Origin of the sequence: Halobellus ruber (assembly GCF_014212355.1) — an archaeon.
GTDB classification, from domain to species: Archaea; Halobacteriota; Halobacteria; order Halobacteriales; family Haloferacaceae; genus Haloquadratum; species Haloquadratum rubrum.
Genome location: NZ_JACKXD010000001.1, coordinates 257,102 through 272,811, shown reverse-complemented (window position 1 = coordinate 272,811; position 15,710 = coordinate 257,102). Strand labels below are relative to the sequence as shown.

Annotated in this window: 15 protein-coding genes and 1 tRNA gene; 6 read left to right on the top strand and 10 right to left on the bottom strand. The window is 68.4% G+C overall.

The annotated features are described in order from the left end of the window. Positions 1-296: 296 nt before the first annotated feature. From carB to H5V44_RS01425, 5 genes are all read right to left on the bottom strand, one after another. The gene (gene carB / locus H5V44_RS01445) at positions 297-3,533 is read right to left on the bottom strand and encodes a carbamoyl-phosphate synthase large subunit (protein WP_185191357.1); all 3,237 of its coding nucleotides are present in this window, start codon (positions 3,531-3,533) and stop codon (positions 297-299) included. 247 nt (positions 3,534-3,780) lie between these two features. Then, a complete protein-coding gene (locus H5V44_RS01440; RefSeq protein WP_185191356.1) occupies positions 3,781-4,005 on the bottom strand; it encodes a hypothetical protein in 225 nt (74 codons plus the stop codon). Between the two features lie 207 nt (positions 4,006-4,212). Further along, positions 4,213-4,746: a DUF5815 family protein gene (locus H5V44_RS01435; RefSeq protein WP_185191355.1), complete on the bottom strand. Its 534-nt coding sequence runs from the start codon at positions 4,744-4,746 to the stop codon at positions 4,213-4,215. A gap of 150 nt (positions 4,747-4,896) precedes the next feature. After that, complete coding sequence (locus H5V44_RS01430) at positions 4,897-5,148, bottom strand: hypothetical protein (protein ID WP_185191354.1); 252 nt, start codon at positions 5,146-5,148, stop codon at positions 4,897-4,899. Between the two features lie 131 nt (positions 5,149-5,279). Beyond that, positions 5,280-5,528 (bottom strand): hypothetical protein, encoded by a 249-nt coding sequence (locus H5V44_RS01425; protein ID WP_185191353.1) that lies wholly within the window; start codon positions 5,526-5,528, stop codon positions 5,280-5,282. 114 nt (positions 5,529-5,642) lie between these two features. On the opposite strand from H5V44_RS01425, the gene H5V44_RS01420 reads away from it, so the two are divergent. The 4 genes from H5V44_RS01420 (at position 5,643) to H5V44_RS01405 (ending at position 9,192) form a co-directional block, all read left to right on the top strand. Then, positions 5,643-6,155: a CNNM domain-containing protein gene (locus H5V44_RS01420; protein WP_185191999.1), complete on the top strand. Its 513-nt coding sequence runs from the start codon at positions 5,643-5,645 to the stop codon at positions 6,153-6,155. A 90-nt stretch (positions 6,156-6,245) separates the two neighbouring features. Next, entirely contained in the window at positions 6,246-8,327 is a 2,082-nt protein-coding gene (gene metG, locus H5V44_RS01415; RefSeq protein ID WP_185191352.1) for a methionine--tRNA ligase, read from the top strand. 52 nt (positions 8,328-8,379) lie between these two features. After that, positions 8,380-8,769, top strand: a complete 390-nt coding sequence (locus H5V44_RS01410; protein ID WP_185191351.1) for a RidA family protein — start codon at positions 8,380-8,382, stop codon at positions 8,767-8,769. 126 nt (positions 8,770-8,895) lie between these two features. Beyond that, positions 8,896-9,192 (top strand): ArsR family transcriptional regulator, encoded by a 297-nt coding sequence (locus H5V44_RS01405; protein ID WP_185191350.1) that lies wholly within the window; start codon positions 8,896-8,898, stop codon positions 9,190-9,192. A 130-nt stretch (positions 9,193-9,322) separates the two neighbouring features. On the opposite strand, the gene H5V44_RS01400 is transcribed toward H5V44_RS01405, so the two are convergent. Continuing rightward, positions 9,323-9,396: transfer RNA gene (locus H5V44_RS01400), tRNA-Ile, on the bottom strand. A gap of 73 nt (positions 9,397-9,469) precedes the next feature. Then, positions 9,470-9,961: an FxsA family protein gene (locus H5V44_RS01395; protein ID WP_185191349.1), complete on the bottom strand. Its 492-nt coding sequence runs from the start codon at positions 9,959-9,961 to the stop codon at positions 9,470-9,472. A gap of 109 nt (positions 9,962-10,070) precedes the next feature. Between H5V44_RS01395 and H5V44_RS01390 the strand changes: the two genes are divergently transcribed. Both H5V44_RS01390 and H5V44_RS01385 read left to right on the top strand, forming a co-directional pair. Continuing rightward, positions 10,071-11,744 carry a DUF255 domain-containing protein gene (locus H5V44_RS01390; RefSeq protein ID WP_185191348.1) on the top strand — a complete coding sequence of 558 codons (1,674 nt, stop codon included), beginning with the start codon at positions 10,071-10,073 and terminating at the stop codon, positions 11,742-11,744. Positions 11,745-11,812: 68 nt separating this feature from the next. After that, positions 11,813-12,646, top strand: a complete 834-nt coding sequence (locus H5V44_RS01385; protein ID WP_185191347.1) for a TrmB family transcriptional regulator — start codon at positions 11,813-11,815, stop codon at positions 12,644-12,646. A gap of 11 nt (positions 12,647-12,657) precedes the next feature. Here the strand turns inward: H5V44_RS01385 and mptA are convergent, their stop codons facing one another. From mptA to H5V44_RS01370, 3 genes are all read right to left on the bottom strand, one after another. Continuing rightward, entirely contained in the window at positions 12,658-13,590 is a 933-nt protein-coding gene (gene mptA, locus H5V44_RS01380; RefSeq protein WP_185191346.1) for a GTP cyclohydrolase MptA, read from the bottom strand. A gap of 275 nt (positions 13,591-13,865) precedes the next feature. Beyond that, positions 13,866-14,309 carry a DUF7124 domain-containing protein gene (locus tag H5V44_RS01375; RefSeq protein ID WP_246403617.1) on the bottom strand — a complete coding sequence of 148 codons (444 nt, stop codon included), beginning with the start codon at positions 14,307-14,309 and terminating at the stop codon, positions 13,866-13,868. A gap of 99 nt (positions 14,310-14,408) precedes the next feature. Further along, the gene (locus tag H5V44_RS01370; protein WP_185191345.1) at positions 14,409-15,653 is read right to left on the bottom strand and encodes an NAD(P)/FAD-dependent oxidoreductase; all 1,245 of its coding nucleotides are present in this window, start codon (positions 15,651-15,653) and stop codon (positions 14,409-14,411) included. Positions 15,654-15,710 lie beyond the last annotated feature (57 nt).

Genomic DNA, 15,710 nt, shown 5'->3' with positions numbered 1-15,710 from the left:
GCACGCGTTCGGCCGTGGCTCGTCGGGGCGTACGGATCGAGCGGCGAACAGCCGGCACGCAGTCGTCCCCGCGCCGGCGTGCCGGGCACCCGCGGCCCGACGCGGGGTCGGTCTCAGATCACGCCGGGAGTGGTCCCGTGCTCCGATTTAAACCTCCGGGGGCCGACGAGCGGAGAACGAACGGTGGGCAGCGAGAAGCGGGAGGCCGGTGTCTCATACGGATTATTGTGACTAATTACCGGTCATCACCGGAGACGGGGTCGGCGATGACCGGCAATTGACTACAATAATCCGTATCAGTCGTCGCCGGGGACGCCCCACTTCTCGACGCGGCGCGGCCGGTCGGAGACGGCCTGGACGTCGATCGGGTCGTCCTTCGCGCCGAGGGCCTCGAGCGCCGCCTCCGCGGAGGCGGTGGTCGAGAAGTAGGTGATCTCCTCCTCGACGCAGACCTCCAGGGGGTCGCGGTCGCGGGAAACGACCACGTCGATCCGGCCCTCACGCAGCGCCGACACCAGCTCCTCTTCGGCGTCGAACGTCGCGAGATCGAAGTACTCGGCGTACCCGTCGCGCAGTTCCTGGCCCGCCTCGCTGTCGGGGTCGGGGAACTCCGCGGCCGAGAGGTCGATCCACGCGGTACCCGAGTCGGGAATCGGCTTGCCGGTGGCGTCCTGGGCCTTGTCGTAGGCCTTCGCAAACGATCCGGCGGTGCCCATCACCTCGCCCGTGGACTTCATCTCGGGGCCGAGCCGGGGGTCCGAGCCGGGCAGGCGGTCGAACGGCAGCACGACCTCCTTCACGCTCACGTCCTCGGGGATCTGTTCCTCCGTACTGATCTCGTCTAAGCTCTCGCCGGCCATCACCCGCGCGGCGAGTTTCGCGATCGGGACGCCGGTCGCCTTCGAGACGAACGGGACCGTCCGGGAGGACCGCGGGTTGGCCTCCAGGACGTACACCTCGCCGTCCTTGACCGCGAGTTGGACGTTCAGCAGGCCGACGGTGTCGAGGGCGGTCGCGATGTCCTCGGTGACCTCGCGGACGCGACCCATCGTCTCCTCGTCGAGCGCACGCGGCGGGATCATACACGCCGAGTCGCCGGAGTGGACGCCCGCGCTCTCGACGTGCTCCATCACGCCGCCGATGATCGCACGCTCGCCGTCGGAGACCGCGTCGACGTCGAGTTCGATGGCGTCGGCGAGGAACTCGTCGATGAGGATCGGCTTGTCGGGGGAGACCCGGACCGCCTCCTCGATGTACTCTTCGAGGTCGTCGTCGGAGTAGACCACTTCCATCGCGCGGCCGCCCAGGACGTAGGAGGGGCGAACCAGCACGGGGTAGCCGAGGTCGCCGGCGAGATCGAGCGCCTCCGCCTCGCTGGTCGCGGAGCCGCCCGCCGGCTGGGCGATCCCGAGGTCGTCCATCAGGCGGTTGAACCGGTCGCGGTCCTCCGCCAAGTCCATCGCGTCGACGCTGGTCCCGAGGACCTCACACTCCAGCCCGCGGCGGTCGAGCTCCGCCTTCAGCGGATGGCCGATGTTGACTGAGGTCTGGCCGCCGAACTGGACCATCACGCCGTCGGCGTCGGCGGCCTCGACGACGTCGGCGACCTCCTCTGCCGTGATCGGCTCGAAGAACAACCCGTCGGAGGTGTCGTAGTCGGTCGAGACCGTCTCGGGGTTGTTGTTCACGACGTGGGCGTCGATGCCCATCTCCCGGAGCGCCTGGACCGCGTGGACCGAACAGTAGTCGAACTCCACGCCCTGGCCGATCCGGATCGGGCCGCCGCCGACGACGACCACGCTCTCGACGTCGCGGTCGACGCGGAGTTCGCCCGCCGCGGCCTCGTCCTTCAGCGGTCCCGTGTAGAACTCGGGTTTCCGCGAGGAGTAGTAGTACGGCGTCTGGGCGGCGAACTCGCCGGCGCAGGTGTCGACCTGCTTGTACGTGCGGCCGGGGACCGCGGTCTCGACCTCGCCGACGGGCTCGCCCGTGGCGGTCGCGATCTCGGCGTTGGTGACGCCCGCGGTCGCGGCGGTGGTGAAATCGCCCTCCTGGGCGGCGTCCATCGCCCGCGACACCCGCTCGTAGCGTTCGAGGTACCACTCCTTGATCCCGGTCAACTTCCGGACCTCCTCGACCGAATAGCCGCGGTCGAACGCCTCGAAGATGGCGAACGTCCGGTCGGGGGTCGGCCGTTCGAGCAGTTCGGTCTCCAGTTCCTCGTCGGAGACGGTCTCGACGTCAGTCGCGGGCTCGTACTCGGTCGAGCGGATCGCCTTCAACAGCGACTCCTCGAAGGTCCGGCCGATCGCCATCGCCTCGCCGGTGGACTTCATCGCCGTCGAGAGCGTGAAGTCCACGTCGTCGAACTTGTCCTTGGGCCACCGCGGGATCTTGGTAACCACGTAGTCGATCGCGGGCTCGAAGGCGGCGGTGGTCTCGCCGGTGATCTCGTTTTCGATCTCGTGGAGCCGTTTGCCGAGGGCGACCTTCGCGGTCACGCGGGCGATCGGGTAGCCCGTCGCCTTCGACGCCAGCGCCGACGACCGGGAGACCCGGGGGTTGACCTCGACCACGCGGTACTCCCCGCCGGGGGTGCCGTCGTCGCGCCACGCGAACTGGATGTTACACCCGCCCTGGATCCCGAGTTCGCGGATCACTTCCAGCGCGGCGTTCCGCATCTCCTGGTGGCCCTCGTCGGGGATGACCTGCGAGGGCGTGACCACGATCGATTCTCCCGTATGAATGCCCATCGGGTCGATGTTCTCCATGTTGCAGATGATGATACACGAGTTGTCGGCGTCGCGCATCACCTCGTACTCCAGTTCGACCCACCCGGAGATCGACTCGGTGATCAGCACCTCGCTGTTCCGCGAGAGCCGCAACCCCTTCCGGACGCGGCCGTACAGTTCCTCCCGGTCGTCGACGACGCCCGACCCCGACCCGCCGAGGGTGTAGGTGGTCCGCGCGATCACGGGGAGGCCGCCGACCGCCTCGACGGCGTCGTCGACGCGGTCCCGGAGGTCGTCCTCGGTGAGCGTCTGGACCTCCTCGCCGTCGTCCAGCGAGACCGTCGTTGAGGCCGGCACCGGCTGGCCGATGGCCTCCATCCGCTGTTTGAACAGGTCCCGATCCTCGGTGGCGTAGATGGTGTCCAGCGGCGTCCCCATAATGTCGACGTCGTGCTCCCCTAAGATCCCCTGCTCTGCGAGTTCGGCGGTGACGTTCAGCCCGGTCTGGCCGCCGAGGCCGGCGATCACGCCGTCGGGCTCTTCCTTCCGGACGATCTCGGCGATCGCCTCCGGCGTGATGGGTTCGATGTAGACACGGTCGGCCATCTCCGGGTCGGTCATGATCGTCGCGGGGTTCGAGTTGACGAGGACGACTCGGGCCCCCTCCTCCTGGAGCGCCCGGCAGGCCTGGGCGCCGGAGTAGTCGAACTCGGCCGCCTGTCCGATCTGGATGGGTCCGCTGCCGATGAGCAGGATCGTCCGGTCCTCGGACGCCTCGCCGCTGGTGTCCTCGTCAGTCATCACTCCGAGGGAGTCCGTACATCGTAATAAGCCCGGCGAATCGCTACGAGATACGAAACGGCGTTTCGATATTCGTAAACAGGGTGATGGAGGGAACCTCGATCCGGGCTGGTGGCGGGGGCCCAAACCGGCGGGCCGCCGGCCCAGGACGGGCAGTCGTTGGTGTCAGAGCGGACGGCGAACGCCGGAACGGGTGCGACGGACGGCGGCGCGGGCGCGTCAGCGGGACCCCTCGCGGGGTCGGCGGTCACTCCGCGAGTCGGTAGCGGTACGGGCTGCCGTCGATGACCTCCACGGGGCCGCCCCGCTCGGCGGCCCGTCCGAGGACGGTCGCGACGCGGTACGACGAGTCGTAGGCATCGACCCCGCGGCGCCGGAGCCGGTCGTGGATCTCCCGTGCGGTCAGCGGCTCGTCGGCCTCGGCGAGCACGCGCCGCAGTGCCCCGATCCCGGGTGCCCGGGTCGAACTCATGTCTTACGGTACGGCCCCCACTATCATAGATTTCAGTGTGACAGGCGTCATACGTACCGTTTCCGCCGGTTTCGACTCGTTGCCGGCGCTACGGCCGTAGCGGCCGGAAATTCGAGGATACGTCCCGTGGCGGCCGGAAATTCGAGGATACGTCCCGTGGCGGCCGCGACCTGGGTCCGGTCGGGGATGTCGGACAGACCGTGTGCATCACGCGTAGACGTCGTCCTCCGAGAGGTCGCGTTCGGCGCGGTAGGCCTCGACGAACTCCGCGATGTCGAACTCCAGCATCCGGCGTTCGAACTCCGAGACCGCCGCGTCGTCGTCGGCGTGGCTGACGGCGTGTTCCATCAGTTCGACGACGAGTTCGACGACGACCTCGTGGAGCCGGCGGGCGTCGAAGTCGGTGACCCACACGATCCCCGCGCCGACGTCGCCGTCGTCGCTCACGTCCGCGGAGACGACCGACTCGGGGAACTCCTCTAAAACGATCCCCAGCAGGTGTGCGGTCCCGAACTCCGGCATCTCCTCGCTCGTGGTCTCGATCGCCTCCCGGAGGACCTCGACGAGGAAGTCGGGGACGAACCGCTCCGGCGGGTGGACGTCCATCACGACCGCGTGACGGTCCCCGCAGGCGCACTCGAACTCCCGCATCCCCAGATCCAGGCTGCGGACCGACCTGGTCTCGCCGCACGGCAGCGCGAGCGTCTCGCCGCCGTCTCCCGGAACCTGCGGCTGTGCCATACGCGACGTAGTCGGTCGCGGCTGTTAAACGCCGCGTTCCGCGGCGCAGGTACCGAGGAGAAGCGTCCCGTCCGTCATACGGATTATTGTCGTCAACTGCCGGTCATCGCCGACCCCGTCTCTGGCGATGACCCGTAAGTAGTTACCGTATCAGTCGTCGGCGATCGAGTACAGCAGCGGGCCGACGACCAGGAGGGCGATCCCGAGAAACAGGTAGTGGATCGGGACGATCGACTGCGGGGTGAGCGCGAACACGAGACCGAAGACGATGGTGTTGACTCCGAGGAGGCGCAGGGACTTGAGCGGGAGTATCCCCACCGTCGTGAGCCCGAACCCGAGGAGCAGCGCCTGCCCGACGTTGTAGTTGAGCAGGAAGCTGTCGACGATCTGAAGCGGGAGCATCCTTGGTCGGAGATTCGACCCGAACCGAGTATTAAACTTCCGTTCTCCCCGAGCGGGCGCATCGCCCGACGCAGGGCGGGGAGCGGCCGCTCGCACGCACCAGTGGCGAGAAACCGGGGCGACTCGTCGCGCTAGTCGGGGCCGGTGATGTTCATCGGCCGGATCCACCCGTACCAGATCGCGACAACCATCCCGCCGTACCCCAGCACGTAGACGAGCGCGCCGAGGTCGTTGTAGCCGAGTTCGCCGAGGGCCCGGCGGGCGATCCCCGAGCCCGCGATCCCGACGAACAGGAGGGCGACAACGAGGAGTTTGTCCCGCGTGAGCTCGAACAGTCCCCCCTCCTCGTCGGGGTCGCTTCGGGCGTCGGTGTCGGTCATCGTCCGGAGTTGGACTCCCAGCCTCGTGAATGGCTCGGTCGCGTGCGGGCACCCCGCACCCGGCGACCGCCCCGCCGACGGCTTCTTGTCGGCAGACGGGAGTACGCGTGTACGATCGGCCCCGTCGTCGCCGTCCTCGGGATCGTCGCGGTCGTCGCCCTGTTCGCGGTGAGTGCCTTCTTTTCCTCCGCGGAGATCGCAGTCTTCTCCTTGCCGGCGTCGTGGGTCGACGAGCACTCGGCAGGCGGCGACGGGCGGGCGGCGGTGCTCCGGGAGCTGTCGGCGGACCCCCACCGGCTGCTCGTCACCCTGTTGGTCGGCAACAACGTGGTCAACATCGCGATTTCGAGCATCCTGACGGTGCTCGTCGCGAGCGTGCTGGATCCCGGACCGGCGGTCGTGGCGACGACCGTCGTCACGAGCGCGCTCATCCTGATCTTCGGGGAGATCGTGCCGAAGGCGTTCGGGCTGGGAAACGCCGAGTCGTGGGCGCTGACCGTCGCCCGACCGGTCCGGGTGGTCGGGCGGACCCTCTCGCCGCTGATCACGCTGTTCGACGGCGTCACACGCCGGATCAGCGGCCCCATCGCCGCCGACGGTCGGATCAAGGAGGTCTACACGGACTGATCGACGGCGGCGAGCCGCGGGCGACCCGGAGAGCCGGCCGTTCGACCGCGGAACGGGGTTTTTACGTTCCCCCGACGACTTGCTCCGGGTGTGACTACCGAACGATATCCCACTTCGCGGCCGGCGGTCGTGACCTGCGGGCTGCCTTACGCCAACGGGAGTCTCCACCTGGGCCACCTGTTAACGACGCTCTCCGGCGATGCCCTCTCCCGGGCGCTCGACACGCTCGGCCAACGGACCGCGTTCGTCTGCGGCTCGGACATGCACGGCACGCCCATCGCGGTCAACGCCCACGAGAACGGCGAGAGCCCCGAGGCGTTCGCCCACCGCTACCACGAGGAGTTCGCCGACACGTTCCCGCGGTTCGACGTCGAGTTCGACAACTACGGCCACACCCACGACGAGACCAACGTCGAGACCACCCGGGAGTTCGTCCGCGAGTGGATCGACAACGACCACGTCCACGAGAAGGACATCAAGGTGGCGTGGGACCCCGAGGCCGGCCAGCCGCTTCCGGACCGCTACGTCGAGGGGACCTGCCCGTACTGCGGGGAGCACGCCCGCGGCGACGAGTGCGACGAGGGGTGTCAGCGCCACCTCGAACCCGGCGAGATCGAAGAGCCAACCAGCACCCTGACCGGCAACCCCGCGGAGTACCGCACCCGGAGCCACAAGTTCCTCCGACTCGCCGACTTCCAGGAGTACCTCGAGGGGTGGATCGACCGGCTGGAAGGGACCGAGAACGCCAAGAACCAACCGCGCCAGTGGATCGAGGGCGACCTCCAGGACCTGTGTATCACCCGGGATATGGACTGGGGGATCGACTACCCCGGCGAGGGCGAGGAAGAGCTCGTGCTCTACGTCTGGGTCGACGCCCCCATCGAGTACGTCTCCTCGACGAAGCAGTACACCCGGCGGGTCGGCGCCGACGCCTACGACTGGGAGTCCGTCTGGCGTGACGACGGCGAGATAATCCACGTCATCGGCCAGGACATCATCCAGCACCACGCGGTGTTCTGGCCCGCGATGCTCCGCGGGGCGGGGTACAACGAACCGCGGGCGATCATGGCCTCGGGGTTCGTGAACCTGAAGGGGAAGGCCTTCTCCACGAGCCGGAACCGCGCGATCTGGGCCGAGGAGTACCTCGACACCGGCTTCTCGCCGGACTTCCTCCGGTATTACTTCATCACCGCGGGGAACTTCCAGAGCGACATCAACTTCACGTGGAGCGACCTACAGGGGACGACGAACGAGGAACTGGTGGGTAACATCGGGAACTTCGTCTACCGGTCGCTGCTGTTCGCCCACCGGAACTACGACGGGACCCCACTGGCAGACGAGCCCACGAGCGACGAGGTCCGCGAGCGGATCGAGGCCGCGATCGACGACTTCGCCGCGGCGATCAACGACTACTCGCTGAAGGACGCCGCGACGGCCGTCTACGAGCTTTCGGGGTTCGGCAACCAGTACATCCAATCGAAGGAGCCCTGGAAGCTCGTCGACGACGACCCCGACGCCGGGGCGGCCGTCATCCGGGACTGCGTCCAGCTCTCGAAGGCGGTCGCCGTGCTGCTCGCGCCCTTTGCCCCCGAGGGCGCCGAGCGCGTGTGGGATCAGCTCGGCGAGGATGGGTCGGTCCACGACGCCGGGATCGACGCCGCCTTGGAGGCGCCGCCCGCGGAGTTCGGCACGCCCGAGGAGATCTTCACCAAGATCGAGGACGACGAGGTCGAGCCCCTGAGCGCGGAGTTGGAGGCGATGGTCGAGGAGGACGAAGACGACGCCGAGGACGACGGTGCGGGAGACGAGGACGTTGAGTCCGACGAGGCGCCCGACATCGACGAGACCGAGCGCGACCGCATCGACTTCGAGACCTTCCAGGACTTGGAGATGCGGGTCGGGGCGGTCGAGGCCGCCGAGCCGATCGAAGGCGCCGACGACTTAGTCCGCTTGGAGATCGACATCGGGACCGAAACCAGACAGATCGTCGCCGGCATCAAGCAGTTCTACGACGTCGACGACTTGCCCGGTACCCGGGTGGTGGTGCTGGCGAACCTCGAACCCACGGAGCTGTTCGGCGTCGAGAGCAACGGGATGGTGCTCGCCGCCGGCGAGGAGGCGGATCTACTGACGACGGTCGGCGACGCGCCGGTCGGGTCGCTGGTGCGGTAGGCTGCGGCGACACCCCCGAAACGGTTTTGCGACCCGCGGGACGCCGATCGGTATGGAACGACAGCGGGTCTCTTCGGGCACCGAGTGGGAGTCACGCGTCGGCTACTCGCGGGCGGTTCGGGCGGGCCCGCAGGTCCACGTCTCCGGGACGACCGCGACCGACGAGGACGGCGAGGTCGTCGGCGCGGGCGACCCCGCTGCCCAGACCCGGCAGGCGCTTTCGAACGTCGAGGACGCGCTCGGCGAGGCGGGGGCGTCGCCCTCGGATGTCGTCCGAACCCGGCTGTTCGTCGTCGACATCGACGCGTGGGAGGCGGTCGGCGACGCACACGCCGAATACTTCGGTGACGTCCGGCCGGCGACGAGTATGGTCGAGGTGGAGCGGTTGATCGGCCCGGAACTCCTCGTGGAGGTCGAAGCCGTCGCCGTCGTCGACGAGTGACGCGGACTCGGGTGGGCACACGACACGATGCCCCCCGAACCGCCACACGCGGACCCGTGGCGACGGCCCGGAAGAAGTGTCAATATCAACATAACTATAAGTAGTGTGAACGAGGCAACTCCAACAGTGTCGCTCGACGAGATGATGGACGCGCTGGCCGCCGAGCGGCGACGGGAGCTTCTGATGTCGCTGCTGGAGCGTCAGCCGGAGGACGATCCGACGATCGTGGTCGCCGACGCCGATCCCGACGTGGACGTCCTGGCGATGCAGCACGCCCACCTCCCGAAGCTGGCCGCCTACGGGTTCATCGACTGGAACAGGGAGACCGACGAAGTGACCGCGGGACCGAAGTTCGACGACATCCAGCCGCTGCTGGAACTGCTGACCGACCACGAGGACGAGTTGCCGGCCGACTGGACGTGAGCGGACGCCCCAGTGGCTTCGGTAGAAGCCGCCCACAAGGATACCTCTCCGGAACTACGACCGAACGGAGTTAGGTGGCCGGGGAGTTCGGCCCCAACCACGGACGACCAGTGGCCGCCCGTGAAGGAGGTGGGCCAACACGGATTTGAACCGCGGACCTCCCGGTTATCAGCCGAGCGCTCAACCTGACTGAGCTATTGGCCCAGGTGAGCGCGTCTATCGGTAGTTCGATGACGAGTTTAAGCGTTTCCTTTCAGCAACGCCGTCCCCGACACGGTCAGGGCCCGTCGTCGCCGGACCGGCCGTACTCCTCGGGGTCGAGGTTCACCACGTCGTCGTCGCCGTCGTCGGGGAACCCGCCGACCCAGACGTTGCCGGAGACGAACCCGCCGGTCGCCCGGTCGAGGTACGGCGTCACCACGTACCGTTTCAGGAGTTCACGGAGCGGATACCGGGTCACCGGGATCGCCAGGGCGAAGCCGATGGCGTCGGTGACGATCCCCGGCGTCAGGAGGAACGCCCCCGCCGCGATCAACAGCCCGCCGTCGAGGAGTTCGTTCGTGGGCACCTCCCCCGTGGCGGCCTTCCGCCGGAGCTTCCCGAGGGTGTGGCGGCCCTCCGCACGGACCAGGAGCATCCCGACGAGGCCGGTGAGCACCACGAGCAGCACGGTCGGGACGAACCCGATAGCGCCCGCGACCGGGAGCAAAAGCAGCGTGTCGGCGAGGGGGATCGCCAACAGGGCAGCGATGACCCAGCGTGTGCGCATACCTCGGCTTTGCGGGCGTCGTTCATAGCCCTTGTGTCGCCGCCGGGGCGCCTCCCCGGCGAACACGGGGTCTCGAAGCCCTTACCCGCACCCGAACCCGAACCCGGGTATGACCGCGGACCGGACGCACGTCGAGTGGCGCGAGTGGGGGCCGGCCCCCTTCGAGGAGGCGCGTGCGGCCGACAGGGCCGTGTTGCTCTCGCTGACCGCCACCTGGTGTGACAGCTGTCACGAGATGGACGCCGAAACCTACGCCGAGCCGCGGATCGCGGCCAACGTCAACGACGGGTTCGTCCCAGTCAGGGTCGACGTCGACCGTCGCCCCCGGGTCCGCGAGCGGTACAATATGGGCGGGTTTCCCTCGACGGTCTTCTGTACGCCCGGCGGCGACGTGATCACCGGAGCGGGCTACCTCGGCCCCGACGGGATGCGCCAGGTGCTCGGTTCCGTCCGCGAGGTGTGGGCCGACCGCGGCGACGACGCCGGCCGCGTCCCGCGCGCGCTCGCCGGCGACCCGACCCCCGGCGGGGCCGTCGACGAACGCATCGAGTCCCACCTCGCGGGGCAACTCGACGAGCAGTGGGACGAGCGGTTCGGCGGGTGGGGCGACGACGCGAAGTTCCCCCTCCCGCGGACCGTGGAGTTCGCGCTGAAGCGGGACCGTCAGAAGGCCGTTCAGACGCTCCGGGCGGTCGCCGAGGCCCTGTACGACGCCGACGACGGCGGGTTCTTCCGGTACGCCGGGGGGCGTGACTGGTCGGACCCCCGACGAGAGAAGCTCCTCACGGACAACGCCGCCCTGATCCGTGCGTTCGCCAACGGCTACCTCTACACCGGCGAGGAAGCGCTGCTGGACCCCGTGACCGGCACCCGGGAGTTCCTGATCGACCGGCTCTGGAACGGGACCGCCTTCGGGGGGAGCGTCGCACCGCCCGGCGGCGACGGGCGCGCCCCCCGCCGCGACCTCACGGGCTACGCCGGGGGGAACGCGTCGGCCGCCGAGGCGCTGCTCGCGGTCGCCGCCTACACCGACGACGCCGCATCCCGGGAGTACGCCGAGCGGGTCCTCGGGGCCCTCGCGGAGTCGTTCGTCCGCGACGGCGTCGTGTCGCACATCGCCCCCGACGACGTCGGGGACGGCGGAGCGGACCCCCCCGAGGGGCTGCTTTCGGACCACGCCCGGGTCGTCGCCGCGTTCGCGGCCGCCCGGCGGGTGCTCGGCCCCGACGCCCTGGCGGTCGATCTCGTCGGCGTCGCGCGGGCCGTCGCCGACGAGGCGATAGCGACGCTCCGGGAGCCGGCGGGCGCGTTCCGCGACGGCCCGGCGGCGGGGGTCGGCCTCCTCTCGGAGCCGCTCAGGCCGCTCGACGGCAACGTCGAGATGGCGGAGGCACTGTTGGATCTCGCCGCACTGGTCGATGTCGTGGGCGACGCCGACGGAGGGGGAAGCGACGACTACGCCGACGCCGCCCGCGACGCGGTCGCCGCCTTCGCCGGAGCCTACGAGCGGTTCGGCGTCCAGGTCGCGGGCTACGGTTCGGTGGCGTCGCGGCTTTCCCGCCCGGATCTCGTGATCGCGGTCGGCGACGATCCGGGGAGCGACCTCCACCGGGCTGGACTTCGCGTGGCCGACCACGAGGCCGTCGTCGTCCCCGCCGCTCCCGACCCGCCCGAGGGGGTCGCGACCGTCCGCCGCGGGACCGACCGCCGCGACGCGACGACCCCGGAGGACCTCCTCGACGCCGTCGCGGCACTCACCGACGGCGGGCGCGCCGCGGGGTGACACCGCCCGGCCTGCACGTCCGGTAAACTGACGGTGTGTTTTTTGTCCGCGGCGACGGAGGGACGCGTATGACCGACCTCAGGGATCTCGGGCTCTCGGAGTACGAAGCACGAGCGTACCGGTCGCTGCTCCGGACGGGACCGACAACCGCAAAGGAGTTGTCACAGGCGAGCGACGTGCCGATGGGCCGGATCTACGACGTGTTGAACGGGCTGGAACAGTGTAGTTTGGTGCGGAGCCAGACCGCCGGGCGGCCCAAGAAGTACGCGGCCGTCGAGCCCGACACCGGCTTAGAGCGGCTCCTGGAGAGCAAACGTGAGGAACTCGAAGCCAGGATCGACCAGTACGAGGCCGCAGTCGAGGAACTGACCGCCGACCTGGAGGCGACCGCCCCGATCGACGGGCAGTTCTGGACTGCGGCGGTCGGAACGGAGGCCTCGGTGGACCTCCTCGTCGAACGGCTCGCGGCCGCCGAGCGGTCGCTCGTGGTCGTTGCCGGAGGGGTGTCGCCGCAGTTCGACTTCGGGACGGTCGGCGAGCGGGTCGCCGCGGAGCTGGAAGCGGCGGTCGACCGCGGGGTCGACGTGTCGCTTCTGATGGAGCCGGATCTGGTCGCGTCGCTGCCGGCCGGGATCGGCGGTCGGTACACCGAGCGGCTGGCGGATCACGACGCCTTCACCGCCCGGACGGCGCCGGAGCTGTCGGGAACCTTCGAGCTGATCGACGACGCCGAGGTGTGTATCGAGGTTCCGAACCCGCTGGATCCGGGCGAGGCCTTCGCCGTGATCGACCTGAAGGATCCCGAGTTCGCCGCGAACGTCCGCGGGATGTTCGACCCGAAGTGGGAGGCGGCCGACCCGCTCCCGCTCACGGCGCTGGCCGAGGATGACTCGCGCGGGTAACCCCCCGCAGGTCAGAACTGGCCGTCGAGTTCGGCCCGGAGCCGGCCGACGGTGACTTCCCGCTCGGCGTGGGCGTTGTGCTGGTGGATCGACTCGTCGTTGGACTGCTTCATCCGGACGACGGCGTCGTCGGGAAGGTGGTCGAACTCGTCGACGACCTGTTCGGCCATCGACCGGACGCAGTCCTCGACGAACTTCGCATCCGCGTGCGCGTGATACGTCATATAATCCTCGTCGGGGCGTTTCGCGAGGTTGTAGATCCGCGCGGACATCGAGTCGCGTGCGATCTCGACGAGGTTCATGAGGTCGACCTCGGGGGAGCCGTCGGCGGTGACCGTCAGCGTGGCGTGGCCCCGCTGGGAGTGGCCGGGCTGTGGGACCTGTTCGAGGAACTCGTCGATGGTTTCGCCGTCGATGTCGAGGTCCCGGAGGACGTCGCGGGCGCGGGAGGCCGACATCCCCTGCGAGCAGGGACAGACGGTCATCCCGACGACCTCCGCGCCGATCTCCTCACGGGTTCCCTCCTCGGTGGCCGTCGCGCTGGCGACGATGGTGATCGTGCTCTGGGTCGGCAGTTCGCTTGCGGGGGTGTCCTCGCGAACGACGAAGTCGGCCGTCATCCGAACCTCCGCGGTCGAGGTGTAGTCGTGTTTCTCGAGGAGTCGTTCGGCGACGTCGCCGCACATATCCTCGACCCGGTAGGTCGGCTCCGAGACCGCGTCCTCGAGGATCTCGTCGATGACCTGCATGTTCCGGCTCATATCGATTCCCTTCCGACCGCCCGGAAGGTCGACAAAGACCTCGAACTCCGCCATCAGGACGAACGGCCGTTTGTCGTCCCGAGCGATCTTGACGAGTTTGTCGACGTTCGTGACGCCGACCTGACTCAACCCGACAGTGATATCGGGTTGACTCGCCTGTACGTCAGGCAGCTGGTGGCTCATCGTGAAACGCGAGGGACCGGGTTCGATTAACGCTTTCGTTAGTGCGCGGAGGAGCCGCAAACCCGGTGTCGTATGCCGGTATCGCGGCGGAACGCGGTGCCCGGAATCGGAACACGGCACCGGTAGTCGGAACGCAGCGCCCGGCTCGGGGGGCGGCCGCGGCGCCCGGACGCGGACAGCCGGGTCCCGGCGGCTCATACTGTCGGCTATAACTACGTGAAGATTTTCGACACCCCGGGGTGTCGAAATCCGTCACGGGACTATCGCCGACAGTATCAGGGCCAGTCGTCGCGGTCGCTGGACTCGAAGGGATCCTCGGAGTCGTCGTCGCCAGCGATCGTCCAGCCCGCGGCGTCGGCCGCCTGCTCGAAGGGAAGGTACTCCCAGCCCGCGGCGTCGGCGGCCGCGGCATCGTCGTCTGCGGTCCCGACCAGAACGTGACGCTCGGTGTCGAACTGCTCGCGCACGTTCTCTAAGCTCTCGATCACTCCCCGGGGCCCGGAGAAGAAGTCCTGTCGGATCCGGTGTTTCCGGGTGAAGTTGGTCACGACGTAGGTGGGCTTTTCGCTCACGACGCCGACGTACTCGGTCCACTGTCGGGCGTCGTTGAACACCGCGTTGGGATCCGCGAGGTTCCGCAGCGCCTCTAGCTCGAACGCCAGGGTCATGTCGGCGTCGCCGCCGCCCGGGCCGCCGCCCGACGAAGCGTCGTTGCTCATACCCGTCAGTACGGGCTCCGGGCGAAAACAGCATCGGTCTCCGGCGGCGTCGCCCGCCGCGACGTGCCGGACGGGAAAAGCAGGGCGGAACGGAAGCGGCTACTCCACCGCGGTCTCCGGGGCGTCGAGGTCGTCGAGCTCGAAGGTCTGTTCCATCAGTACGTCCTTCTGATCCGCGACCCGGCGCCGCTCGCGCATCAGCTGTTTGTACTTGGTCTGCGGCGAGAGGTCGCCGATCAGGACGCCGCCGACGATCCGGCCGTCCTTGAACGCCAGCCGCCGCCACTCAGAATCGGAGTACTTCGCCTCGGCCTCGTCGTCGCCCAGCGTGGGGTGGCCGAAGGAGAGAAACGGGAAGTCGAAGTGTGTGATCGAATACGAGGAGACCCACTCGAAGGGCTCGGCGCCGTAATCGACCATGTTCCGTGCGGCGATCGACCCCTGCTCCTTCGCGGAACCCCACGCGCCGTTCTGGCCGCGCTCCCCGAGGATGAGGTCGTTGAACTGCGTGATGTCGCCCGCGGCGAAGATGTCGTCGTGGTTCGTCCGCATGTACTCGTCGACGACGATCCCGTTGTCGCACTCGATGGGTGTGTCCTGGAGGATCTCGGTGTTGAAATCAAGCCCGATCGCGATCCCCACGAAGTCGGCGTCGTACTCGTCGCCGTTGGGGTCGACGGCGGTGGTGACCGTGCCGTCGTCGTCGACCTCGAAGTGATCGACGCCCGACTGGAAGACGGGCTCGACGTCGCGTTCCCGGAGCGCGTCGTGGATGATCTCCGCGCCCTCCTCCGACAGCGCGTAGCGCCACCAGCAGTTCCCCCGCATCAGGTATTTCCCCTCGACGTCCTGGGCGGCCGTGATCGCGGCGAGGTCGATACCCAACAGTCCGGCCCCGACGACGACCGACGAGTCGGCTTCCTCGATGTGGGATTTGATCGACCGGGCGTCCTCGAACGTCCAGAAGTGGTGGACGCCGTCGGCGTCGGAGTTCTCGACCGGCAACTGTGTGGGGGTGCCGCCGGCGGCCACGAGCAGCTTGTCCCACTCGTGGACGTCACCCCCGTGGGTCTCGATGGTGTGAGCGTCGACGTCGACGTCGACGACGAGGGTGTCGAGTTCGAGGTCGATGTCGCGGTCGGCGTACCACGACTCGTCGTGGATCGAGATGGGTGCCTCCGGGAGCTTCCCCTTTGCGAACTCCTTGATCAGGATCCGGTTGTAGAGGGCTTCGCCCTCGTCGGTGACGACGGTGATGTCCGCGTCGGGCTCCTCCTCCCGGAGGGTTTCGGCGGCGGAGCTGCCCGCGACGCCGTCGCCGATGATTACGTACGACTGATTCATAATCGGACGGTTCGGCTTCGGGGTTAATGTGGATTGCTATACGTCGATGGACGGGCG